This window comes from Candidatus Micrarchaeota archaeon, from assembly GCA_028866575.1.
Lineage (GTDB): Archaea > Micrarchaeota > Micrarchaeia > Micrarchaeales > Micrarchaeaceae > UBA12276.
The window spans coordinates 151,574-175,593 of sequence record JAGWHU010000001.1; the positions used below are offsets into that span (position 1 = coordinate 151,574).

The 24,020-nt window shown below is 49.4% G+C and carries 22 protein-coding genes, 1 tRNA gene and 1 other RNA gene; 17 read left to right on the forward strand and 7 right to left on the reverse strand.

The features are described 5' to 3' along the window. The first annotated feature begins 59 nt into the window (after positions 1-59). Both KGI06_00910 and KGI06_00915 read left to right on the forward strand, forming a co-directional pair. Positions 60-575, forward strand: a complete 516-nt coding sequence (locus KGI06_00910) for a hypothetical protein (protein MDE1870784.1) — start codon at positions 60-62, stop codon at positions 573-575. A 174-nt stretch (positions 576-749) separates the two neighbouring features. Continuing rightward, positions 750-1,544: a nucleotidyltransferase family protein gene (locus tag KGI06_00915; GenBank protein MDE1870785.1), complete on the forward strand. Its 795-nt coding sequence runs from the start codon at positions 750-752 to the stop codon at positions 1,542-1,544. 13 nt (positions 1,545-1,557) lie between these two features. Here KGI06_00915 and KGI06_00920 read toward each other — a convergent pair whose 3' ends face one another. Further along, a complete protein-coding gene (locus tag KGI06_00920) occupies positions 1,558-2,034 on the reverse strand; it encodes a hypothetical protein (GenBank protein ID MDE1870786.1) in 477 nt (158 codons plus the stop codon). A 203-nt stretch (positions 2,035-2,237) separates the two neighbouring features. Here KGI06_00920 and KGI06_00925 point away from each other — a divergent pair, with 203 nt between their 5' ends. After that, positions 2,238-2,783: an NUDIX hydrolase gene (locus KGI06_00925; protein MDE1870787.1), complete on the forward strand. Its 546-nt coding sequence runs from the start codon at positions 2,238-2,240 to the stop codon at positions 2,781-2,783. A 152-nt stretch (positions 2,784-2,935) separates the two neighbouring features. Here KGI06_00925 and KGI06_00930 read toward each other — a convergent pair. Beyond that, positions 2,936-3,028: transfer RNA gene (locus tag KGI06_00930), tRNA-Gln, on the reverse strand. Positions 3,029-3,083: 55 nt separating this feature from the next. Here KGI06_00930 and KGI06_00935 point away from each other — a divergent pair. The 6 genes from KGI06_00935 to KGI06_00960 all read left to right on the forward strand — a co-directional run bounded on the left by KGI06_00935 (position 3,084) and on the right by KGI06_00960 (position 9,244). Further along, on the forward strand, positions 3,084-3,782 hold the full coding sequence (locus KGI06_00935) for a site-2 protease family protein (protein MDE1870788.1): 699 nt from the start codon (positions 3,084-3,086) through the stop codon (positions 3,780-3,782). A gap of 75 nt (positions 3,783-3,857) precedes the next feature. Beyond that, positions 3,858-5,171 carry a hypothetical protein gene (locus KGI06_00940; GenBank protein ID MDE1870789.1) on the forward strand — a complete coding sequence of 438 codons (1,314 nt, stop codon included), beginning with the start codon at positions 3,858-3,860 and terminating at the stop codon, positions 5,169-5,171. 2 nt (positions 5,172-5,173) lie between these two features. Further along, a complete protein-coding gene (locus tag KGI06_00945) occupies positions 5,174-6,670 on the forward strand; it encodes a CpaF family protein (GenBank protein MDE1870790.1) in 1,497 nt (498 codons plus the stop codon). 9 nt (positions 6,671-6,679) lie between these two features. Next, positions 6,680-7,288, forward strand: a complete 609-nt coding sequence (locus KGI06_00950; GenBank protein ID MDE1870791.1) for a hypothetical protein — start codon at positions 6,680-6,682, stop codon at positions 7,286-7,288. Further along, a complete protein-coding gene (locus tag KGI06_00955) occupies positions 7,285-8,244 on the forward strand; it encodes a type II secretion system F family protein (GenBank protein MDE1870792.1) in 960 nt (319 codons plus the stop codon). Before KGI06_00950 ends, KGI06_00955 begins: the two co-directional genes overlap by 4 nt. Before the next feature lie 4 nt (positions 8,245-8,248). Beyond that, entirely contained in the window at positions 8,249-9,244 is a 996-nt protein-coding gene (locus tag KGI06_00960; GenBank protein ID MDE1870793.1) for a type II secretion system F family protein, read from the forward strand. A gap of 4 nt (positions 9,245-9,248) precedes the next feature. On the opposite strand, the gene KGI06_00965 is transcribed toward KGI06_00960, so the two are convergent. The 4 genes from KGI06_00965 to KGI06_00980 are packed head-to-tail and all read right to left on the reverse strand — an operon-like array spanning position 9,249 to position 17,368. Beyond that, positions 9,249-11,885 carry a hypothetical protein gene (locus tag KGI06_00965; protein MDE1870794.1) on the reverse strand — a complete coding sequence of 879 codons (2,637 nt, stop codon included), beginning with the start codon at positions 11,883-11,885 and terminating at the stop codon, positions 9,249-9,251. Continuing rightward, on the reverse strand, positions 11,876-14,041 hold the full coding sequence (locus KGI06_00970; GenBank protein MDE1870795.1) for a hypothetical protein: 2,166 nt from the start codon (positions 14,039-14,041) through the stop codon (positions 11,876-11,878). The genes KGI06_00965 and KGI06_00970 overlap by 10 nt, the downstream gene beginning before the upstream one ends. 4 nt (positions 14,042-14,045) lie before the next feature. Next, positions 14,046-14,594 carry a hypothetical protein gene (locus tag KGI06_00975; GenBank protein ID MDE1870796.1) on the reverse strand — a complete coding sequence of 183 codons (549 nt, stop codon included), beginning with the start codon at positions 14,592-14,594 and terminating at the stop codon, positions 14,046-14,048. A gap of 5 nt (positions 14,595-14,599) precedes the next feature. Beyond that, complete coding sequence (locus tag KGI06_00980) at positions 14,600-17,368, reverse strand: hypothetical protein (GenBank protein ID MDE1870797.1); 2,769 nt, start codon at positions 17,366-17,368, stop codon at positions 14,600-14,602. Positions 17,369-17,425: 57 nt separating this feature from the next. Here KGI06_00980 and KGI06_00985 point away from each other — a divergent pair, with 57 nt between their 5' ends. From KGI06_00985 to KGI06_00995, 3 genes are all read left to right on the forward strand, one after another. Then, positions 17,426-17,953, forward strand: coding sequence for an NUDIX domain-containing protein (locus KGI06_00985; protein MDE1870798.1), 528 nt, complete (start codon positions 17,426-17,428; stop codon positions 17,951-17,953). 25 nt (positions 17,954-17,978) lie between these two features. Further along, positions 17,979-20,084, forward strand: coding sequence for a DEAD/DEAH box helicase (locus KGI06_00990; GenBank protein MDE1870799.1), 2,106 nt, complete (start codon positions 17,979-17,981; stop codon positions 20,082-20,084). Positions 20,085-20,162: 78 nt separating this feature from the next. Then, on the forward strand, positions 20,163-20,360 hold the full coding sequence (locus tag KGI06_00995; GenBank protein MDE1870800.1) for an NFYB/HAP3 family transcription factor subunit: 198 nt from the start codon (positions 20,163-20,165) through the stop codon (positions 20,358-20,360). A gap of 15 nt (positions 20,361-20,375) precedes the next feature. Here KGI06_00995 and KGI06_01000 read toward each other — a convergent pair whose 3' ends face one another. Beyond that, complete coding sequence (locus tag KGI06_01000; GenBank protein MDE1870801.1) at positions 20,376-20,657, reverse strand: pro-sigmaK processing inhibitor BofA family protein; 282 nt, start codon at positions 20,655-20,657, stop codon at positions 20,376-20,378. Between the two features lie 131 nt (positions 20,658-20,788). On the opposite strand from KGI06_01000, the gene rnpB reads away from it, so the two are divergent. The 5 genes from rnpB to psmB all read left to right on the forward strand — a co-directional run bounded on the left by rnpB (position 20,789) and on the right by psmB (position 24,015). Continuing rightward, positions 20,789-21,020, forward strand: an RNA gene (gene rnpB, locus KGI06_01005) — RNase P RNA component. Between the two features lie 202 nt (positions 21,021-21,222). Then, positions 21,223-22,374, forward strand: a complete 1,152-nt coding sequence (locus KGI06_01010) for a transcription initiation factor IIB (GenBank protein ID MDE1870802.1) — start codon at positions 21,223-21,225, stop codon at positions 22,372-22,374. A 9-nt stretch (positions 22,375-22,383) separates the two neighbouring features. Continuing rightward, on the forward strand, positions 22,384-22,797 hold the full coding sequence (locus tag KGI06_01015) for a hypothetical protein (GenBank protein MDE1870803.1): 414 nt from the start codon (positions 22,384-22,386) through the stop codon (positions 22,795-22,797). A 124-nt stretch (positions 22,798-22,921) separates the two neighbouring features. After that, the gene (locus tag KGI06_01020) at positions 22,922-23,170 is read left to right on the forward strand and encodes a TRAM domain-containing protein (protein MDE1870804.1); all 249 of its coding nucleotides are present in this window, start codon (positions 22,922-22,924) and stop codon (positions 23,168-23,170) included. A gap of 209 nt (positions 23,171-23,379) precedes the next feature. Continuing rightward, positions 23,380-24,015, forward strand: a complete 636-nt coding sequence (psmB, locus tag KGI06_01025; protein MDE1870805.1) for an archaeal proteasome endopeptidase complex subunit beta — start codon at positions 23,380-23,382, stop codon at positions 24,013-24,015. The last annotated feature ends 5 nt before the right edge of the window (positions 24,016-24,020 follow it).

The following is a 24,020-nucleotide window of genomic DNA, read 5'->3' on the forward strand; positions in this document are numbered from 1 at the left end:
AGCCCGCTGCGGTGATACATATAAATATGAGGCCAAGGACAGATTATCCGTGGGATAAAATGGCAACTAAGGATATCGAAGCCGCAGAGACCAAGCGCGAAGAAATAAGAAGCATGGGGGAAACCATTGTAATACTGGCACCAAAGCAATGGGCGGATCTTGCAGGTACCATTAGCATACTGGAGGCGAATGGCATGAGGCTGCTAAAGGAAAAGGAGTCTTTTGCACACATAATGCAAACAAAGGAGCTTGGCAAAAGGCTTGCCGGGGAGTGGTTTTTCATAGACGGGCGCGGAACGGATAAAAAAGGCTATTATAACGTACGCGAAAACGGGGATCTTGTAAAGTTCGGGATAATGGACCACCTATTGAGAAACTTCAAGGACCCTGAAGGCATAGCGCATGCAAGCAGCGGAAACTGGTCCCTGTGCATGGCAATCTCACCGCCCAATCATATGGCGATGGGCAGGCAGTTTGAGCTGATGGGCGGGATATCTCCGGAACAGCGCGCACCTGTCGCTGTCGGCATAAGGGAGAGCCGCAAGGCAGCCGGACTCCTCCGGTATGACAAATAATAGAGCCAATAAAACTATGATTTTAGCTCCGGCATAAGCCAATGTCGAATTTGAGTTTATCCGAATAAGCTTGTTATGCATTATTATGAAGAATGTTTATCTTAATAAACCTCTACCTACAAAGATAATAGCAGAGCTTGCAGCTTTAATATTTTCAAGTTTGGTGTTATAAATATGACTGAAAAGACGAAAAACAATTCTAATGAAAAAGAAACAGAAGCTAAAAATAATAATAAATACGGTGCTATTCTTCTGTGTGGCGGTAGGGGTACTAGACTTAGAGAATTAACACACGATGAAATACCCAAATCTTTGGTTAAAGTTGAAGGTAAGGAACTTATTGGATACAGTATAGATGACATGTTGTACTCTAAAATGGTCGACAAATTAGTATTTGCTGTTGGCTATAAATCAGAACAAATTATCAACTATGTTAATAATCTGAAACTAGATACCAAGGTAGAGTTTTCATATCAAAGTAAACCAGGAGTTTTATGCGCTGTGAAAGAAGCAGCAGCACATATAGAGGGAAGCAAAGTGATTTTCTGTAATAGCGATGAAATTAGAGTAAACTTACATTTAGACGAAGCTATCCTTTATCACGAAACTTCTAGTTATGTTGCTACCATGGTAGCTACCTATACTGATGCTTTACATGAAAAGGGCGTATTAGAATTAGATGATAAAAATGTTGTATTAAAACTCAGACTAAGAGATTCTGTTTATGCCTCTAAACCTGAAGAGACCGGTTTAGTAAATGCAGGTATTGTTATAATGAACAAATCTGCTATAGACTATTTTGATCCAAGTTATGAAAAAGATTGGATGGGTATTATCGAACCTTTGATTAGAACTAGCAATTTAAGGGCGTATATAGATTCAAATATAAAATTCCTTCATGGAAATACACGAGAACAAGTTTCAGAAGCCAAAGAATATATAGGAAAATTGCAAAGAAATAAAAAATAATTATATTTTTATATCATCTTTTTAACTTTCTAATTTCACTTAATGCATCTACAACTTCCCTATCTAGTTTTTCATCTGCAGACCCCGCAAATCCCTTATGTAAAGTCAATATGCCCTTTGCAAAATAACCTATATTTGCCACTAAAGTTAGATTATTTGAATTTTTTGCAGCTTTGACACCTTTCATTATGGTTTCCGTTTTTTCTTCGATGGAGGTCATAGAATTTGCGCCTCTAATTGTCTCTCCAATCAAAATATCTAGGTACATCTTACCAGCTACATCCCAAAATTTTTCTGATTTAGCTTTATCATCAGCTAAACCATATGCCTGAGCGGATTTCTCTATTAAAGCGATTATTTGTTTATATTTGGTATATACTTCTCTATTGCCAACTATATTGCCTGTGTCTAATCTATTTAACCTCCTGCTTGCCTCCATAGCAAATGCTTCTGGATCTATCAAAGATTTTTTTGTTGCTGTTTCTACCATGTTATCTATTATAATTAACTATTAGGGGATATTTATATTTTTGTGTTAATAGTTGCAAATGCTTAAAAAGCCCTCACCCGACTAAAAAGTCCGACGCGAAGCACCATTATCTTAGATACATCTTTTCTAGACATATTAAAGAAATGTTAAATGCTTAAATTATTAATGTAATAAACAATAATTACATCATTGGTGTAAGGTCGATGGTAAATAAATGGAAAGTGCTAGAACATAAAAAGGTGTATAGTTCACCGTTCGTTAATGTATATATTGATAAAGTAAGGTTACCTAATGGGAAGGTTATAGACGATTATAGCGTTATAGAAAAACCAAGTTATGTGATACTTGTTGCAACAGATCACAGTGGTAAGGTTGTTACAATAAAGGAGTACAAACACGGTGCAAAAGAGATACAATTGACACTCCCTGCAGGATTAAAAGAAAATAATGAATCTCCAATCCAGGCAGCTAAGAGAGAATTAAGGCAGGAAACGGGCTATGTTGGTGGTAAATTTAAATATGTGGGTAAAATCAACGAATATGCATCTAAAGACACACATAATGTATATATTGTAAAGGTTACAGGGTTGAAGTTAAGAGGAAAACAAGATTTAAAAATCGGTGAAGAAATAGAAGTAAAACCTCTCACAGTTCCGGAATTAAAAATGCAAATTCGTAAGAAGATGTGGAAAAATGGCAGCGCACTTGCAGCTTTAGCATTTTCAGGTTTGTTGTTGAGAACAGAATAATTGATGGATAAATTTGAATTGATTCATCATCGAAATAATATAAGAACTTCTATTAAAAGTGCACTAGGGACATCTACCAAACTACGACTATAAGCACTAAATAAAATACTAGCTAGAAAACATGACTTTTGAGCCATGTCCTAAGTGTAAAGTAGCTCCAGCCAGATTCGAACTGGCGTTTACGGCTCCAGAGGCCGCCGTCCTTTTATGGTTGCAAAATGCAATGACCACTAGACGATGGAGCTAAATACAGTATATTATTCCGCGCAGGTTTTATATGTTATTGTTAAAAGTAAAGCTATGGCAGTCGGGCGTAGCGTTACGTCATTGGAGGAAATAAGGGACATAATAATAGCCGATGTAGTGCTTATCACGGCGTTTTCGCTCACCAGGATTGGTGGAATACCCGGTTTCCAGGGAAACCAGGGCGCCCTGGGGCAGTTCCTTTATTACCTCCCAATAGCCGCAATAGGCGTCACCCTGAGCTTCATACTTCACGAGCTCATGCACAAGTTCCTTGCAATGAGATACGGCGCAGCTGCGGAATTCAGGACCTCGCTGTCCGGCCTTGCGGTAACAATCGTAACCGGGGCGTTTGGATTCCTGCTCGGCATACCTGGCGCAACATACATATACACCAACTCTTTTACCGACAAGGAGAACGGCCTTGTATCCATTGCCGGCCCGCTTACTAACCTTGCGGTATTCGTGGTCTTTCTTGGCATAGCGCTGGTATTCTCCCCCCCTACGAATTCCTTCCTTTATTCAGTTACATCATTCACGATATTCATAAGCATACTCCTTGCGTTCTTCAACATGCTGCCGATATACCCGCTTGACGGAAGCAAGGTGCTCCACTGGAGCAAGCCGATATATGCGGTCTCGATGCTTGCCATTTTCGCGCTGATGGTGCTTTTCACGGGCATAGGCATATTCGACATAATAATATTCGTTGTCGTGGCGCTGGTGTTCTCCCTGTTTTACAGGTTCGTGCTCTGACAAGGAGTATAAAACCGTAACGGCAGCCTTTTATAAGTATTATAAACATTTGTTAGCAATTATCTATGTGTTTTAATGGCGGATGAACCTGCAGGAAAACCCAAAAAGAGCGAAGGTAATCCAGAGATAGGAGAAACACGAACATCGATAGATGCACTCCTTGAGCTGCTCAGGGAGAAGGGAAGGATGGAGCTGAGCAGCATCGCGATAAAGCTTAACGTTGACGCAAGGATGGTGGAGAACTGGGCCAAGGTGCTGGAGAACGGCAACCTGATAAGGATAACGTACGAAGTAGGCAGGATGTACCTGGAGCCAGTCAATCTTACCCCCGGGCAGCAGAAGGACCTCAAGACGAAGACCGACATAACCAAATTCATACTGGAGGAGGACCTCGCCATAGAGCGCATATCCCTTGACAAGTTCTCTAAGAGCATAGACGAGCTAAACGAATCCCTTGGAAGCCTCAACAAGATGTACCAAAACAAGCTCCCAGATGTGCAGCGCATACTTGCCGAAGTCGACAACGTGTATGCACCCCTGGAAGCTAAGAAGAAGAGCATGGACAGGATAAAGGACGAGATAGAGAAGGACTTCGAGGAAATAGACAAGAAGGCCGACGCGCTGTACGCGAAGCTCAACAGCTTCTCCCCCAAACAAACAGAATCAAAGGTGAACGACAGGCGCGACCAGCTAAGCAAGGTACTCGAGAGCACTAACGATTCGCGCGAGGCCATAAACGATATGGAGAACAACAAGGACAAGTTCTTCAATTCGATGGAAGCAGAAATAAGCTCCCAGATAAAGGAGATAAGGCACCAGTTCGCGAATTCAAAATACAACATAGAATACGCCCTGAAGACCAACTCCAAGCAGCTCAACGGGCTAATAAAGGACATACAGGCCCAGGTGAGATCCGCGCAGAAGGTATCGAAGGAAGTGGACAGCTACAGGAAGGAGTTCGAGACCGCAAAGCACGATCTCGAGGTGCTGAAGAGCGATTTCAAGGACAAGTACCAGAGGATAAAGCAGGGCATGGAAAAGGACAACAAGCTCATAGAATCAGAGTCGAAACGCGCCTCTGACATACTCAATTCGATAAAGGACAACTTCGGAGACGTGGCGAAGTTCGATGACGACCTGAAGCGGTGGAACAGGAACATCAACGACATGAGCCGCGACGTTTTGTCGACAAAGACCGAGATAATAAAGCTAACCAACCAGCTCAACGCGCTTGACTCCAACAAGAACATGTCCATAGAGAAGAGGGCAAAGGCCCTGGACGACCTGAAAAAGGACGGCAAGGCCACGAAGGACAAGACTGCTGCAATAAAGAAGGCCATAAAGGACGTTTCCGACGAGATAAAGCGCAAAGCTGACGAGGCGAAGTGACAATGTACGAAGGTACCGAAACCATACTCGCTGAATACGAGCTTGACGCACACGGTACCCCTGTCAAGATAATAATATTCGAGAGCGCGGATTTCGTGCCGCAGTACAGCATAACGTTTCCGGGCATAGGTGACGCGACAAAGCTTCTAATAATGTCGCTTAGGGGCGAGCTAACCGCTATGGTGCCCATAGACCCAGCAAGGATAGAGGACAAACGCTATTCCAGTTCGCTGAACCAGAAATACATAGACGCTGGCAACATACTGATAGACAAATACGTGCCAGGCACAAGGCCGGAAACCAAAAAGCTGCTCACGTCCTACATACTCAACATGATGCTCGGGCTCGGCGACCTCGAGGCCCTGATAGCGGATGACAACCTTGAGGAGATAGCCGTCAACGGGCCCAAGGATTTCATCTGGGTATTCCACAAGAACCTTGGATGGTGCAAGACCAACATAAAGCCGGTAAACGACAATACGATATACGACCAGGCGTCGCAGATAGGCAGGAGGATAGGCAGGCAGATAAACAACCTCTCGCCGCTCATGGATGCGGAGCTTGCAGACGGCTCGAGGGTAAACGCCACGCTTTATCCCATATCCCAGTCCGGCAACACGATAACCATAAGGAAATTCGCCAAGAACCCGTGGACCATGCCTGCGCTGGTGAAGGTCGGGTCCATATCGCCGGAAATAGCCTCGCTCGTGTGGCTCTGCATACAGAACGAGATAAGCCTCATATTTTCCGGAGGGACAGCAAGCGGCAAGACAAGCTTCCTTAACGCGTGCAGCATATTCTTCCCCGCCAACAGGAGGATAATATCCATAGAGGAAACAAGGGAGCTTCAGCTTCCGAACTTCCTGCAATGGATAGCAATGGTCTCAAGGGAGCCAAATCCGGAGGGCAAGGGCGAGATAACGATGTACAGGCTCATGATAAACGCGCTGAGGCAGAGGCCTGACATAATGCTCGTCGGGGAAATAAGGACGCAGAAAGACGCAGAGACGCTGTTCGAGGCGATACACACCGGTCATGCGGTATACGGCACGGTTCACGCCGACAACGCCCAGGACACTATCGTCAGGATGACCAATCCCCCTATAGACGTGCCAAAGATAACGATGAATGCGCTCGGCGGGGTTGTCGTGCTGTTCAGGCACAGGTCTAAGGGGATAAGGCGAATGCTCGAGTTCGGGGAGATGCTCAATACCGGTGACGTTAACGTGCTGTACAAGTGGAACATACTGAACGACAGGTTCGGCCAGATAGGCGAGATGACCAGGCTGCTTGACACGCTCACCCTTTACGGCGGCCTCACAAGGAAGGACGTTGGGGAGGACATAGCGGAGAAATCTGCAATAATGAAGTGGATGGTGAGGAACAACGTCGTGTCAATAGACGATGCGGGTTTCGTTATAGCCAACTACTACAAGCATAAGGATAAAGTAATTAAGCTGGTAAATGATAATGTTGAGTATTCGAAGAAGGTATTCTAAAGTGGTGCATTGGACGTAAAATATTCCGATCTCTTGAAGATCGTCGAGGAGGTTGAGTCCGGCTCTGAAAAGACCGAGTTCAACACAATAGACATCTCGAAGATCAAGAGCTCGAAGATACAGAGGACTTCCAAGCCGCCGTTCAAGCCGCTGCTCTCATTGGCTATTGGCATGGAATCCGGCCATGCGCCGGCAAGGCCCGCGGGGGCACAGCAGCAGGCACGCCCAAAACAGGCACCTCCACCAAAGCAGCAAGCCAGCATGCCAATCCAGCCAGCAGAGCAGAAGAGCCAGGTAAGCGAGGTCAAGAAGGAGATAGGCTCGTTTGCGAACATGCTGAGCGGCAACGAATCACGGGATTCCCCAAGCAGTTACCAGCTTTCCGAGCTTTCAGTGCAGGACCAGATATCAGAGATCAACAGGATAATAGAAAGCGCGCGCAAGCATACGCTTGACCAGGAGCAGATGCAGGTCATGAAGATGGGGCTTTACAGCCTTGACAGGCAGCTCATGGAGCAGAAGCAGCAGGGCAAGATGGACAGGTCCGCGCAGAACATGGCGAAGATAAGGGACAAGCGCCTCTCCGAGGCGATAGAGCTGTTAAGTGATGGCAAATGAGCCTACTGGGCAAGAAGACTACTTCGGACAGCAGGAAACGCAGCACAGCCAAAGCCCAGCCCGCAAAGCCAGAGGCAAAGGCCTCGCGCGAGGCAAGGATTCCTGGCAGCCAAAGGGCGCCAAACGGCTTCAAAACATATCTTGAGGGCATAGGGTCAAAAAGGAAGGGCCTCGAGATGGCGCTGAGGGAGCAGGGGGTCAAGGCCACGCTCTACGAGTTCGTAAGGAACATGCTCATAGCATCCATCGCATTGGGCATAGTTCTTGGCGCTACGATATTCCTGCTTTTCCAGCACATAGGCCTGCAGCTCATGCAGGGCGTCATACTCAGCGGGCTCATGGGTGTAGTGGTCTTCTACATGTCCTTCCAGACGTTCCTCAACTTCCCCACGCACAAGAGCAGGACCGTATCAAAAAACGTCGAGCGCGACATACTCTTCGCCGCGAGGGACATGATAATATCACTGAGATCCGGGATGCCGCTGTTCAACGCGATAACGTCCATAAGCACAGGCTACGGAGACGCCAGCAAGGAGTTCGCCAAGATAGTGGAGCGCGTGCAATTGGGTATACCACTTGAGGACGCGATAGACCAGACCGTATCGGAATCCAAGAGCAAGTCCTTCAGGAGGATAATGCTCCAGGCCGCGGTGAGCATAAGGGCCGGTGCCGATGTCATATCTGCGCTCCAGAGCGTAATAGACCAGCTATCGCAGGAGCGCATAATAGAGCTGAGGAGATACGGCCAGAGGCTCAACGCCATAGCCATGTTCTACATGCTGTTCGGAATAATACTCCCGAGCATGGGGATAGCCGTTGTCACGATACTGACAACCTTCATTGCCATATTTACCATCAACACCACCGTCCTGGAATTCGCGCTTGTCGGGATAGTGTTCCTGCAGATAGTGTTCCTTGAGATGATAATCGGCTCCAGGCCTGTATTCTCGCTGTGATGCAATGCCAGGTATAAGATTCGAAAGGCTGGTTTCCAGGGACCTTGGCATAAAGCTGTCAAGGGAGCTGGACCTTGCCGGAGTGAAAATGGAAGTGGAGAAGCTGCTCAGGATAATGATAGTGGGCGCGGTGCTGCTTCTCGTGTTCGTTTCGTTCACTCTTTACGTGCTGGGTTTCAACGTACTCATAGACGCAGCTGGAGGCCTTGGCAGCGCAGCCGTGTTCATACTAGTCATATACTTCGTCCTCGAATACAAGATAGACGCGAGGAAGAGCCAGGTGGAGGAGATGCTGCCTGATTACCTCCAGATAGTGTCAGCCAACCTGAGGAGCGGGATAGCGCTTGACAGGGCAATGCTCCTGGCTGCAAGGCCCGAGTTCAAGTTCCTAACCGAGGACGTCAAGGAGATGAACAGGCGCATATTCGGGGGCGAGAACTTCGACTCGTCGCTGAAGACGTTCGCCGCGCGCTACAGGTCGTACCAATTATCCCATGCCATAAGGATGATACTCGAATCGCTCAAGTACGGCGGGGCCATGGCTGATCTGATAGAGCAGATATCCAAGGACATGAGGAACCAGCAGATGACCCAGAAGGAGGTATCCAGCCAGCTTTTCATGTACAGCATATTCATAGCATTTGCCGGGCTTATAGCTGCGCCAGTGCTCTACGGCCTTACCGCGCAGATGATAGTGGTTACCGATGCGGTATGGAAGGGGATACTCACTCAGAATCCCGGAGGGCTACCGACAACCGGAATATCGTTCCTGAAGCCGAGCCCGCCGCAGATATCGCCAACTACCTACCACAACTTCTCGCTTGCAGCGATAATAATAATAACCGGGTTCGCAAGCCTGATAATGTCTGCAATATCCTCCGGATCGGCCATAAAGGGGCTGCGCTGGCTTCCCATATTCATAATCATCGGGATCGTAATATTCATAGTAATGCAGGCGTTGATAGGCGGGATATTCGCAGGTATCGGAGCAGGAATATGACATTTCACGGCTGCGAGTATGAGGCGCCGCAGGCGTTGCCTATCGTGTTCGAATTGGTGCATACGCCCTGAGAATCCGCAAAGTATGCTGGGTTCAGGCCGTTCGCTGTATTGGTGCTCTGGTTCATCAGGCCATTGTACCCTATTGACAAAGGCCACCTGTCTGTCGGCGCATTGCCTACTATGCTGTCATTTAGGAAGAGCTGCCCTACCTGCGCTCCTGAAAGCTGCACGTTGTAGAACTGCACGTCAGCCATCTTCCCTGCAAAGGTGCTTGCTACCTCTGCCTGCAGGGTGCACGAGCCTGTGCACGAAGTGGACCAGTAGTCAACGCTGCCCCCGTTGCCCGTGAACGATCCTGATCCTGATCCTGCATTTGCCCCATCAACATAAAGAGCCTCGGTTCCAGATACCTGCGAATAGGTAAGGACTATGTTGTGCCATGTGTTGACATTAGCCACGGAATAGGAGATTGCCGAGCCGCCGTTTACCCCTGGAAGAGCTGCGTATATCGTGTTCCTTCCTATGCTTAGCGCAGGCACGCTGGAGCATGAGCCTGGAGGCACCTTGCATCCGATTACATCCACTACGGGGCCGCTGGCAGCTGCGCTTACATATACCCATGCTGAAATGCTGAATGACGAAAGCGAATTTCCATAGTAGCTGCCAAGGCCTCCAAATGCATATCCATTCCCGTTGAACGATCCTACGTTCGGTATTACCGCATTGGCAAGCCCCAGCGAAAGTGCCTCGGCCCCGCCTGCGCCCGATGGCCCTGCATCCCCAAGGTAAAGGTGCTGCAACGTGGAATCGCTGCATGAGTTTATGTTGGCGCAGTTGTACGCTCCCTCAACCATGTTGGTGATGTTGCCGAAGCCGAGCGATCCGCCGTGCACCGGATCTCCCGTATAGCCGTACATGTAGGCGTAAGGCACGGAATTTGCGCCATAAAGCACTACGTTGCCGTTGTTGCGCCTGCCGCTTATGTCATTGGAATTTCCGGAAAGCGGCCACCACCCCGCCAGGTTGCCCTTGCCGAGCGCGATCCCCCCTATTCCCTCATAGTACAGCCTTGCTGACTGATATCCGCTAAGCGTTGTATTGTATACCTGTATGTTGGCCATCGATCCGTTGAGCCCCCCGGATCCACCTCCTATAATGAAATTGCTGGGAGATGAGCTGCACATGGAGAACCCTCCCGTGCCTATCCTCACGCCGTCAAGATATATGTATGCGTTATAAGATAGCGGGGCTGTGGAATTGTACACCGCCACTATGTTGTGCCATGTATTCTGCGCAACAATTCCGCTTATCTGTATGGAATTTACAGCGCCGCATGAAGGCGTCTGCGAGCCGAACACCACCGCAGAATTCTTTATTTCAAGCTCAAAGGAGGGTCCCGACGCTGAAAGCTGCTGCACAAGAACCGCATTGGAATAGCTTGATATCTGGTTTCCCGAATCGAACCAAACGGAAACTCCGAACCCGCTGCCTGTCGAAGAAAGCGCCTGATTCGCGCCTACAGACTTTATCCCAGATGGGGAAAAAACCGCGACCGGCCTGTTGTAAATCCCGAACGAGTATATACCATAAGACGACTTTTTGCTGATGTTGTTCTGGGACCAGTCAAGATACGATGGCGCTGCGCCCGAGCTGTAATAATTGTTGCTCAAAACGTCATCATGCACTTTGGATATGTCCAGCAAAGAAAGGCCGGCGCCGCTGAGCAGGAGCGACGTGCCGTTGTCCAGAATCGAAATGATGTTGCTGCTGCTTCCATAAACAAGGTAAGGCACACCATACGCGCCGCCGATCGCATTGTAGGTTACGACGCCCCCGAACCCGCACGAGCCGATAGGATAATCATCAGGTATTGCAAGTATGTATCCAGAATTTCTGAAGCGCTGCGGTATGCCGCTGCAGGAGCTTATCCCGTTCTCAACGATCAGAGTGCCGTATGTGAACTGGAACGGCGCAATGCTTCCCGACAACGCATATTCATTACCTATTACGTAAGCGCCCCGGTAATCCTTGGTGAGGCTTATCTGGCGGTTGCTTCCGCCTTCTACAGCGTAAATGTCAGGGCTCCCGTTAAGCTGCACTGTCGTGCTGGCCGTTATCGGATACGCAAAGGATCCGGAGCTTGAATTGATTATGGCAACGGCCCTGTACGTTGCGTTAATGTAGTAAGGATTCTCCTCGTGCACCTCTATGCTCGAATTCGTTATGTTCAGCATGAACCCCTTAAGAAGTGCCTGGCGCTCCACAGAGTTGGTATAGTTGGCCAGCGTCGCACCTCCCATGAGCGCCATCTCGCTGCTTCCGTAAACCGTGCCGTTTGAAACGAGGGACCGCAGCGCATATTGGGTATCGTTGACGTAATGCCTGTTCAGGGTGTTTGACTCGTAGGACCCAAGCGCACCCAGCGCGGAATACAGGCTGGCATGCAGGAAGGAAGCTGTTCCGCTGTTCAGCGAGCTTGCAAGCTCCCCGCTTCCCATGGCCACTTCCCCGAAAGACGATATGTTCTCGTAGCTTATCTTAAGGTAAACGTATGTTATCAGCTCGGCTATCATGAGCACTAGCAGCACTATGGTCACAAGCGTCAGAAGAATGCCCTTTCTTGATCTTGCTATCTCCATTCAACAACACTCACGTTATAATTCCTGTATGTCCCGTTCACTTTGACAGGCATCGCAACGGATGCCCTGCTCACCTCGTATGCGTTGTAGAAGCTAGCAGGCATGTAGACCGTATTGCCGTATTGCACGCCCTGCTGTACGCCGAAGTTGAAACTGCCTGAAAAATCATTGGTGCTACCGAGCAGCGGCATCCAGAGCACATCGCTGCTGGAATTCACGGGGCTACCGAACGCGCCTTCCTGATAGAGCCTGCTGACCTGCACCCTGCTTATGGAGTTATTGTATATCTGGTAGTTGAGCATCTTTCCCGTGAAATAGGATCCGGAGCCGCAGTTTACCGAATCGCCAGAGCCAAGCGGATAGTACATGAGCGCGCCGCCCCCCGGAACGCTCCTTGAGCCCTTGATGCTGTTGGACTGCATCCCGTTTACGTATCCATTTTCATATCCGTTGTATGTCAGCACTATGTTGCTCCATTCACCTATTGGTATGGCCCCTAGATACATGCACTGCAGGTTGTATACCCTTGCATACAACTTTCCGCTGACCAGCTCCAGCATGCTCTTGTGCCAGCTCCCGCCAAGGTACTGCTGCCCCAGCTCGTCAACTATTACGCCGTTATTTGATGCCGGGTTTACCCAAACGGAAATGCTGAAGCTGTTCGCCGCGCTGTCCATCCACTGGAAGCCGTTTGTCTGCCTTATGTAGCTCTGCGCGGCTGAATTGAACGTTGCAACGCTAAGATCAGGCGCGAACGTGTTGTTTATGAATATGCCAGCATTTGTCGAGTTGTACAGCTTTTGCATTACAATGTCTGAATATCCGCCCTTCCCGTTGAGGTACATGCTGCTAACAGCCTGGAGTATGCTGTCATTGGGCTTTGCGCCGTAAGCCCCAAAAACATACAGCGTATTGCCGCTTGCTACGTACATTTTACCATATGCAAGGGCTATGTTGGAATAGCCGCTGTAGAGATAGTTTGAAGTCAGGGTTATGTTGAAGATCTTTTTGCCGCTGCCCGAATAGCCCTGTATAGCATTGCCGTTTATCAAGGTGTAGATCCCCCCATCGGATGCGGTTGGTACCGAATTCTGCGAGTCCGATACTGTATTGACTGAAAATATGGTGTTTCCCATGCTTGTGAACCCGTACATGCCCTTGACCGTCTGCACGTAATAGCTGTTCCCGTAGGAGCTTATTCCCAACACCCTTGAGGAAAGATCGCCGCTCTGGTATATCTTTGTGCCTCCAGCCGTAAATATGTAAAAGTAGTCGCCGCTGCCAACAGCTATAGTGCTGTTCGTAGAGCTCGGCAGCGTAACCGAAGAGCCCGCAAGCAACGCATTCCAGGTATTGGTAAGGGAATTGCCGGAGCGGGAATAAGAGTAAAGGCTGCCTTGGGCTGCCGAAACAGAAGCCACGTACTCCCCATCAAGATAGAGTATGCCGCCAACCGGAGAGCCCGTCGGGGCGAAAGCCACATAATTACCGTTCAGCGGATTAAGCAGGTATATGCCGTTGGACGTGCCGAAAGCGAGGTAGCGGTTCTCAATTTCCATTGGTGTTGTTACGGAATTGGATGCGGTGAATGCCCATTTCTGCGAGAGATTGTACAAGTTAACGCCCTTGACTGCACCGCTCGCATTTGCATAATACAGCATATTCATGTAAATTGCAGGAGCACCGACCACATTGGCAGGGTTTCCCGAAGGTATTGCCCCTACCTGGTTCCCCGTGGTGGAATTTATTATGTATATCCTGTTGCCTGAAACCAATGCAGTGAATCCCGAATCCGTGGCCGCAAACGGCATCATAACGTTTGCCGTGCTGAAAGTGTAAAGGAGTAGCGGCGCATCTACGGAATATCCTGAGCTTGAGCTGAGGAGGCCGTCATGGCCAAGCTGGCCCCAGGAGAATGTTGAATGCTGCGCGGACTCGTTCAGGTAATTGACGTAAGGGCCGGAGGACGCTGAAGCTATCGTCGTGCTCAGCGCGCTCTGCAGTATGGCATACGCCTGCGATGTAGCACCGTTGTAGTTAGAGACGGTTACGGAATTCATGTAAAGCAGCACCGACACACCTACCGCTGCAACGACCAGCGCGAACACCGCATCTAGCGTGAATACGAATCCCTTCATTTTGCTTTTTCGGGCCATGTGATCATGTTGTTGCGATTGTGGTATTTGTCCAGAGTATTATCGTAACCGATACCGGTGCGCCGCTCATCGTTGCGTATTCCCTGCTTACGTACTCGGTAAGCGGGGCTCCTCCCAAAGGATTCCTGCCTATGCTTATGTTCATCCCGCTTGCCTGGGGATCGCCGCTTATCCTTATGTAGTAGTCGAATCCCGTCCCGAGCGCCTCCTTTGTCGCCTCATAGTTGCTGTTCGACATGGAAGCCAGGGCGTAAACCTTGTCAGGGGAGAGGGAGTAGCTTCCATCTGCATTGGCCAGCCCAACGGATAGACCAGCCCATGTTGCGCTGTCAGTGGAATTCTCAATGCTCTGCCAGTTGCCCGGATACCCTTCGGAGAGCAGGCTCCTTGACAGCGACTTGAGCTGCAGCTGCATTATCCCGGAGCCGTTCCCGTATCCTATCGCAAGCTCGCTGCTCAGGTTGAACCATGTGTATGCCAGTACTGTTATCGCGAAGCTGAATATGATCATCGCGAATATGACGTCAAAACTCCAGAACTGCGCTTTTTGCATTTTATCTAACCTACGGATATGTTGAACCTGTGCTGCTCGGGGAGGCCCTGGCCGTAAATCTGCATTGCCTGCTGGCGCGTGAGCACGGCGTTGTAAACCTGCACATCTGCAATCTGGCCCGCGAATCCCTTCGAATAGGCTCCAGACCCGATGTAAAGCGGATCCCCGCTTCCCAGCAGAGCCGGCATGCCAGAATAAGCCCCATGCGATGCGATGTTCCCGTTCATGTATATGCTCCATCCCGTGCTGTTGAAAGTTTCTACTATGTTGTACCACTGGTTCCTGTTGAAGGAAAACGGATAATCGACATTGGTGCTCAGCCATGCGCTGCCTGTTCCTATCTCCCCATGCAATCCTGTCAGGCCGCACGAGTTGTTGCCGCAGATGTTCATGTCAAACGCGTACCCGTTTGGCGCTTCAGAATTTATAAGTGCGCTGTTGAAGCTGCTGAATGAGCCGTTGAAGCTCAGGAACCACAGGCTTATGCTGAATGCGTTGCTTGCCTCGGCGAGATTCTGCGAGTATGGTATAATTACGTTTGATGCCCCGTTAAAAGTCGCGAAACTGGCACCGGTCCTGGATGTGTTGTATGCCGAGTTTACGTATGTCACGTTGTAATTTGCCGCGCCGCTGTCCATATTATAGGAGTAATCCGCTGCGCTGCCGAGGAGCGGCCACCACCCGACAAGCCCGCCAGGAACCGGCGGCGCGCTGATTCCGGAGCTGTAGGTGGAGTTTATCTGCCCTTGGGTAAGGTAGCTGTCGTAGAGCTGCACGTTCGTTACCAGCCCGTTGAATGTGTCAATGCCTGCCGGCTGCGAGGCGTCATTACCTATGTAGTACTGGCCGCTCTGCGCAAGGTTCAGGTTCTTCGGCAGTATGGCGGTTGCAAGTAGAGTGCCGTTCAGGTAAACATTGGCATATCCTGTGTTCCCGTTGTATTCTGCAGTTACCATCTCCCATGTGTCCTTGGGGAACGATTGCATGCCGTTTGGGAATCTAACGTAGTTTCCGCCTATGTACAGGACAGCATTGCCTGTGCACGTTATGCAATAGCCGATAAGCTGGAAGCCCCCTCCGCTTCCGGGCCAGTCGCCGAATATTCCCTGGTTGTGGCCCGGCGTGGGTCCCTTGTAGTATATCCAGGAAACCAGGGTGAAAGTATTGTTCCCTGTTATCCCGCTATTCAGCCTTGCGGAATTTACGGTAACAAAGCCATCGTAAATCTGGTTTCCCCCAATTCCTTGCCCGTCCCCCGGGAATGATGCAGCCGCAAAATTCACCATGCTAGGGGATTTCATCCATGCGCCGTTGAATGAGCCTGAATCCCCAGATTTCCCGAAATCAGGCACGCTGGATTTGTATCCGAAGTCCAGCGGCCACCACCCTATCAGATTTCCGGAAGTGGTTATGTTTCCGTTGAAGACATCTGCCACTGCGCTTAAATTCCCATAAATGTTCGCCGTTATGAACCCGTACGCCTTGCCATCGGAACCGGTATAAGCTGCTGAATGGACTATGGTGCCGTTCGGGCTGCTTGCGCTTCCCGCAAACCCGACCAGCGCATTGGATAGCGCATTGCCCGAAAGCGCATGCACTTCAGCGCTCAGCTGCACCACGTAATCGTATTTTATGCCGTTGACTGCAGATCCATGATTTCCATATCCGCTATAATCATTTGGGTTGCCGTCCAGCGGCCACCACCCAACAATTCCTGCGCTTGGGGAGCCTCCAATCCCCTCATAATACAACTTCCCCACCTGCGCCTGCGTCAACACGCTGTTATATACCTGCAAGTTTGCAATCAATCCGTTGAACTCTAAATCGCCGTTGCCTATGCGTATTATGTTGGAATCATACGGCAGCTGCGGCAGGCCGGTTTCAGATGCTACCTTGGCGCCGTTTATGTACCAGTCCAGCTCACCGCTTGCCCCGTTGAAAGTTGCGGCAGCGTTTATCCAGCTTCCAGAGGGGAAGGATGTAGTCGGCACCGAATGCCCAATCCCGCCTGAATAGTAGTTGAAGTCCAGCGTGTCGTTCGGATAGTACCCAGAAGAGCAAAGCCCTGCAAGGCCTATGGAAAGAAGCGAGGAGTCCGGCTTGCCGAAAATCGTGCCGCAGCCGTCCCTGTACTGGTTTGCATAGAACCAGAAATAAACGGAAAGGGAATTTCCAGTTGCAAGCGCACCGGATCCGTTTATGGAGACATACCTCTCCTGCGCCAGGCTGTCGTTGAACTCGGCAGCCCTGACCTTCGCCTGCTCTGAAAACGTGCCTATTCCGGGCAGATATGAGACCGCGGGGGATGGCACGTCTATGTATATGATGCCGTTGAGATTTGATATCCTTATGAAGCCCTTGAATGTTGGAACGCTGTAAATGCTTATCCCGTTAGCGCTGGTCTTGGCGGTGCCATTAACAATCAGGCTCTTGGCCTGGCTGAAACCGTATGCGTTGATCTGCTGGGTACCTGCAGTTGTACCCACTATTACCACGCCCGTGCTTGATATCGAGAGCGTGTACGTGTCCCTGGCAAACCCGCCTACGAGCGGGACCGTGGCGGAATAGCCAGATCCGGCCTGCACCGCCTGATCTATGTAGCTTGCTATGTTCTGGCTCTGCAGCTGCAGCAGCGAATACTCCTGCTGGTTGATCGATGCGGCCCTCTGCGATGCGATTACGGAAAAGATGAGTATGAAAACGATGAGCACGAAGGAATACACTATTATGAACTCTAGCGCTATCTGCGATTTCCCACCAATAGGCATGGGCATAAAATCAACTTATATTCTGAAGGAATTAATAAATACATGACATAATCCAATATTTGTATGCGGAAGAAAAATCCGGCATTGCCTGTTGTGAGGCAGGTTTCAGGCGGCGTAATCGTATACATTATAAGGAACGGCAAAGCAGAGATACTACTCCTTGAGCAGAACAACAGCCGCTACGGAAGGACTGGCAGGAACGCAAGGAAAAAGGTGATCGACATAGGCCCTTCAGGGCGTGTTGAAAACGGGGAGAGCATACTGCAAACTGCAAAAAGGGAGCTGTTCCAGGAAACCGGGCTGAGATTGAACCTGGACAAGGGTTACTTCGATAAATATTCCTATGTATTTGTGGGCAAGGCGCTGAAGGGAAGGTTCAAGGGCAAAAAATCAAGCATAAGAAGGACAAGAAAGTACTTCATTGCAATGGCTACGCCGCAGCAGCTCGAGCACCTTAAGCTCTCTGACGAGCATGTATCCTACAGGTTCTCCACGATAGAAGAGGCGCTGGACTCCAAGGACATAATGAGGCCGCAGAAGGAGCTTCTGAAGAGGCTAAAGAAAAGAATCCATCAATTGCAGCAACATTAATTAAATCTGATTACGGAATATGATCATGAATATCTCCGGCCTAAAGGGTAAGCTGCCAAACGAAATAATAGAGTCGGTAAGCGCAAGAGGGATAAGGGAACTTACACCCCCGCAGGAGGATGCCATAAGGAAGGGCCTCCTCGAGGGGAAGAACATGCTAATAGCAAGCCCAACAGCGAGCGGAAAGACGCTGGTCGCGGAAATCGCATGCGTGAATTCTATATTGTCAAAGGGGAGGAAGGCAATATACATAGCGCCGATGAGGGCGCTTGCAACAGAGAAGTACAACGAGTTCAAGGAGACATATCCCTACATAAACGCCGCCATATCCATAGGCGACCTGGATTCCAACGACCTCTGGCTCAAGAACTACAAGATGCTGTTTTTTTCCACGGAGAAATTCGACAGCCTGCTAAGGCACGGTATAGACTGGCTCCAGAGCATAGGGTGCATAATATTCGACGAGGTGCACATGCTGGGGGACATGTCAAGAGGGCCCACTCTAGAGCTCCTGATCACGAAGCTCTCAATGATGTGCGACGCTCAGATAATATCCCTGAGCGCAACTATAGGGAATCCGGAGGAGATAGCAAAATGGTCCAAGGCGGAGCTCGTCGTAAGCGATTACAGGCCCGTAAAGCTCCTCAAGGGCGTGCTCTATGATGCGAGCGCCTACTACAACGTTGAAGACGAGCTGAAGGAGTATCCCCTTTCTGGGATGAGCAAGCTCCCTGAGGTAAGGCTTGCAGAGGACACGCTTGAGCAGAGGAAGCAATTGCTGATATTCTACTCAACCAAGAAAAGCACGGAAGTGGGCGCCACGAGGCTGGCCCAGCACGTAAGGAGCAAGCTCTCAAGGGAGGATATCGCAGAGCTGGAGAACGCCAGCGCATCAATACTCAACGCGCTTGACAGGCCCACGGAGCAGTGCGCTAAGCTTTCAAGCCTCGTATGCAATGGCGTGGCATTCCACCATTCCGGATTGCTGAACAAGCAGCGAGCCGCAATAGAGAACGCATTCAAGTCAAACCTGATAAAGGTCATCTGCGCCACCACAACCCTGGGGTATGGGGTCAACCTGCCCGCACACACCGTCCTGATAAGGGATATCAGCAGGTACGAGAACGGCTACAGCGAGAGGCTCGGGATAAACGAGGTAACGCAGCTCTTCGGCCGTGCTGGAAGGCCCAAGTACGACAGGGAGGGCAGGGCGCTCATTTCCGCAGGCACCAAAGACAGGGTAATGGACCTAGCGCGCTACATAGAGACCAAGCCAGATTCCATAGATTCCGCCCTAGGGGTTGCTCCGATACTGAGGACCCACATACTCTCCTTCATCGCGGAAAATTTCCTGAACGAGGAAAAGGCAATGCAGAAATTCCTTTCAAGGAGCTTCTACAGCTTCCAGTACGGCAACCAGGGCCACATAAACAGCATGATAAAGAACGTTGTTGACGAGCTTTGTGAATGGGAATTCATAGACATAAACGGGAGCACGTATAGCGCCACGAAGCTGGGCAGGAGGGTAAGCGAGCTATACATAGACCCGCTGTCAGCGAAATGGATCGTTGACTCGCTTCGCAAGGAGCTCGACCTTCTTGGCATACTGTACATGATATCGAACACGCTGGAGATGCGGCCCCACGTGAGGATGACCAAGGAGGCGCTGTCCGCCTATGTCACATATCTGTACATGAACGACAGCGAGGCCACGAAGGACTACATAAAGATGGAGTACGATTCGGAAAGGGCATTCAGCACCGCGCTGATGCTCAGGGACTGGATGGAAGAGCAGAGAGAGCCAGAAATAGTCAAGAAGTACTCTTCGACTCCTGGTGCTCTTTACTCAAAGATAACGAACGCGGACTGGCTCATATACTCAGCTGTTGAGATGGCGAAGATACTGAAAAGGCCGCAGCACAGGCTCATAGAGGCCAGGGTGCGCCTGCGCTACGGGATAAAGGAGGAATTGCTGGATCTTGTAAGGCTGGAGCAGATAGGAAGGGTCAGGGCAAGGGCGTTGTACGCAAACGGCATAAGGAAGGTGTCTGACATTGAAAAGAACAGGGAAAAGGTAAAAACCGTACTGGGAAACGACATAGCAGAGAGGGTATTCAGCCAGTTGGGCTGATCCGTGCCATTGTTCCGCTAAAATGTCACACTTTTAATCCTATACCTCAAATTATAATTTTGCATTTGTGGTGAAGCGATGTATATTTCAGAGAACACTGTAAAGAAGATACTCAAGGAGGCAGGAGCTTCAAGGATAAGCGTGAGCGCAAGCATGGAGCTGCACAAGTACATAAACAGGATGGCGTTCGACATAGCAAGGAAGGCCGTAAGGCTCTCAAGGCACGCAAAGAGGAAAACTGTAGAGGCAAGCGACGTAAAGCTGGCATATGCATGATTCCATGCGCGCAACTTACAGTATGCCGAAGAACCTCAATATCACGAACGTGCCAACGGCCGGAAGCCCGAATAGCGCAGTTGGTATCAGGGTAGCAAGCTCCAGAGGTATGCCCATTCTGAAAAAGTAATTAAGGGCAAATATCGCGATGATGCCTAGTATGCTGTTTATTATCAGCCCGAAAATCAGCTTCAGTATCGATTTGCCCACCTTGAATATCACGAACAGCACTACTGCTATCAATGCTATCAGTATGACCTCGCTGGCGAACGTGTTTATTGGCGGTACAACTACCATAGCCCAATAATAGGATGCAACAAATAAAATACCTGATGTTTATATGCGGTTCTTTATTGAAGGAAGCAGGACGATTTTACTAGCAGCGCCAGGCGCAAACTCTTTATATTTCAGCACGCATAAATAATGGTGGTGGCAGGCGGGCAGCCTACCGAAAGGAGGAAGCTCCTCTCATACAGAGTGCACCAGGGCTTAAGGCCCTATTCGGAACAGAAACGATACCGGAGCAATGCATGGGCGATGACACTACGAGCGCATTGCAATGGATGAAACGCGCCGATGCGGTGCACAGTGAGTATGCAAGGCCTTGTGCCGCTCAGACTAATGCTGCCTAAAACAGAAAGAGGGCTACGGCCTGCCACTATTGCGCTTTTCACTGCCAAAACGCACAAATCAGAAAAACAGCACGCAAAGCCCCTAGAGGTAAAACTTGGAAATGCTTATAAAAGCTCCACCGAAAGGTTTATATATCTATTTCTTCACAATAATAGTGTCTAATTTTAGAAAGTTTTAAAAACTTTATTCCAGTTGCAAGTAAATTTGCGTGAAAAAGCTTGGTGTATCAATGAAAACGAACAACTCAAAAAAATCTAAAAAAGCTAAAACAAAGGCAGGGAAGGAGGAGCGTGAGGAAGCGCCGAAGATAAGGAAGATAGTGCTTTCCAACAACAAGCTGAACCTTGCCGAGGCATCAGAGAAAAGGAAGAGGGGAAGGCCAAGGGGCACATTTGCCTCCCAGGAGGACATAATAGCAATACAGCAGGGCGAATTCCACCAGCAGGGGCCTTCTGTTCCTGACAGGACGCCCGGGTCTGTCAATAAGTGCCCGAGCTGCGGAAGCACTGATCTTCTGTTCGACAACGAGCGCGGCGAGCTCGTATGCAACAACTGCGGCCTGGTAATAGAGGAGAATGCAACCGATACTGGGCCGGAATGGCGTGCATTCGATGCTGATCAGAGGAACGCAAGGGCAAGGACAGGAGCACCTATAAAATACACAAAGCCGAACAGGGGCCTTGTAACTGAAATAGACCTGTACAACAAGGACATAAGAGGGGTAAGAATACCCTCAAAGCGCCAGGCCCAGCTCTACAGGATGAGGAAATGGCACAAGAGGGCAAGCATAGCCAGCTCAAGCGAGAGGAACTACCTTATAGCGCTGCCGGAACTGAACAGGGTATCAAGCTATCTGGGGCTTCCGGAGAACATAAGGGAGAGCGCAGCTTTGCTGTACAGGAAATGCGTCCAGGGCAACCTCATAAGGGGAAGGCCGATAGAGACGGTAGTGCAGGCGGTAATATACGCCTCGTGCAGGCAGGCGGGAATGCCAAGGACGCTTGACGAGATATCGAACATATCAGGGCTTCCCAAGAAGGAAATAGGGAGGGCTTACAGGGTCATATCCCACGAGCTCAACCTGAAGATACCGCTTACCGATCCGATAAGCTATGTTCCAAGGTACGTTAACGCGCTGAAACTGAGCGGAGAGGCCCAGGAAAAGGCGGTGCAGCTTCTAAGGAATGCGATGAAGAAGGGCCTGGTCTCAGGGAGGAGCCCGACGGGGGTCAGCGCAGCCGCAGTATACATAGCCGGAGCGCTTGCGGGCGAGAGGCGCACCCAGAAGGAAGTTGCAGACGTTGCAGGAGTCACCGAGGTAACGATAAGGAACAGGTACAGGGAGCTGAAGGAGCAGCTCAACATCGACGTAAACCTGTAAGATGTTTACATGTCCTTGCCGCATGCAACAATATGCATGGCAATCATTGCCATGCTGTTATTTTATCCCGCTCCGATAGGCGCACATGCACAAAGCCAGGCCATGAACAGCAGCAACCTTACCAAGGCGATAAATTCAACCGAGTCGTTTCTGCACAAGGCCAACCAGAGCGGCTACCTTGTTTTCTATCCTGATCTTTCGCAGGCTTACCACTACCTTAAGCTTGCAGAGAACCAGACAAACGAATCCAATTCTTACGTGCTTCTTGCCGAGGCGAGATCAAGCGCACAGGCGCAGATAGATGCAATAAACACATACAGGGCTATATCCTTGTATGCCCTTATCGCGTCAGCAATACTGCTCGCCGCGCTGCTTTACGCGTTCATGATGCCTCATCAACGCGGCGCAAGGGGCCAAAATTAGACATCTGTCTAAATCAGCCTAATTAGTAGAATATCTTTAAAAGGCTATTTGCCGTAATTATACTTAGGGTTTAAGGGATTGATTCAGTCAATATAACAAGATTATATTCGTCTGGGTGATATAAATGGGATTGGATGAATACAGCGTGGAAGAGGGAACTGAATACAGCATGAAAGTGGATGCGAAGGGAGCTCGCGGCGAGGGGATAGGCAAAATAGGGAATTTTGTCATATTCGTCAAGAACGCGAAGACCAGGATAGGCAACGTGTACAAGGTCAAGGTGACAAAGGTGCACAGGACATTCGCCTATGCCGAGCTGAGGGATCCTAAGCACCAGTTCATAGGCAACGGCAGCCTTATAGATTTCGGCTGACGCCAAAGCAAAGCAAAAGTAAATTAATATATAGGTATGTGTTCAAAGTATATTGTAATTCTTTGCAGCTTAGCATTTATCATATTCTGAACGTTCAAGTAATTCATTATTTTGGGTATTTTGGTGCAATCCATTAAATGCACAAAGCATGACTGAACTGATTACCTTCTTTAGATTCAATGATATTTGGCATATTATACGGTGTATCAATGAGAAATGAAATAGGCAAATACATGAAGGGCACCACAACCATAGGCGTTGTGTGCTCTGACGGGGTTGTTATAGGCGCCGACACAAGGGCGACGATGGGTACATTCATATCGAATTCTGACGTGAGGAAGGTGTTCAAGATAGACAGCACAATAGGGATGACGATAGCAGGCGCCGTTGGGGACGCACAGGACATAGTCAGGATAATCAGGGCGCAGAACGAGATATACAAGATGAACGAGAACAGGCCAATGTCGCCGAAATCAGCAGCTTCATTGCTTTCAATAATACTCCAGCAGAACAAGATGATGCCCTATTACGTGCAGCTACTCGTAGCGGGTATGGACGGTGACGAGCCGCAGATATACACGCTCGACCCTCTCGGCGGCAACACCGAGGAGTACAAGTTTACAGTTACAGGGAGCGGCTCGGAAGTGGCAATAGGATACCTTGAGGAATCCTACAAAAAGGGGGTAACGACCAAGGAGGCCATAAAGAACGTGGCCCGGGCCCTTGCAATAGCAATCAAGAGGAATTCAGCCACTGGTGACGGGATGGTCATAGCAGCGATAACGAAATACGGCTATACCGAATACACCGGCAAGGATCTCGAAAAGGCGCTCGCCGCAAAGTAATTTGA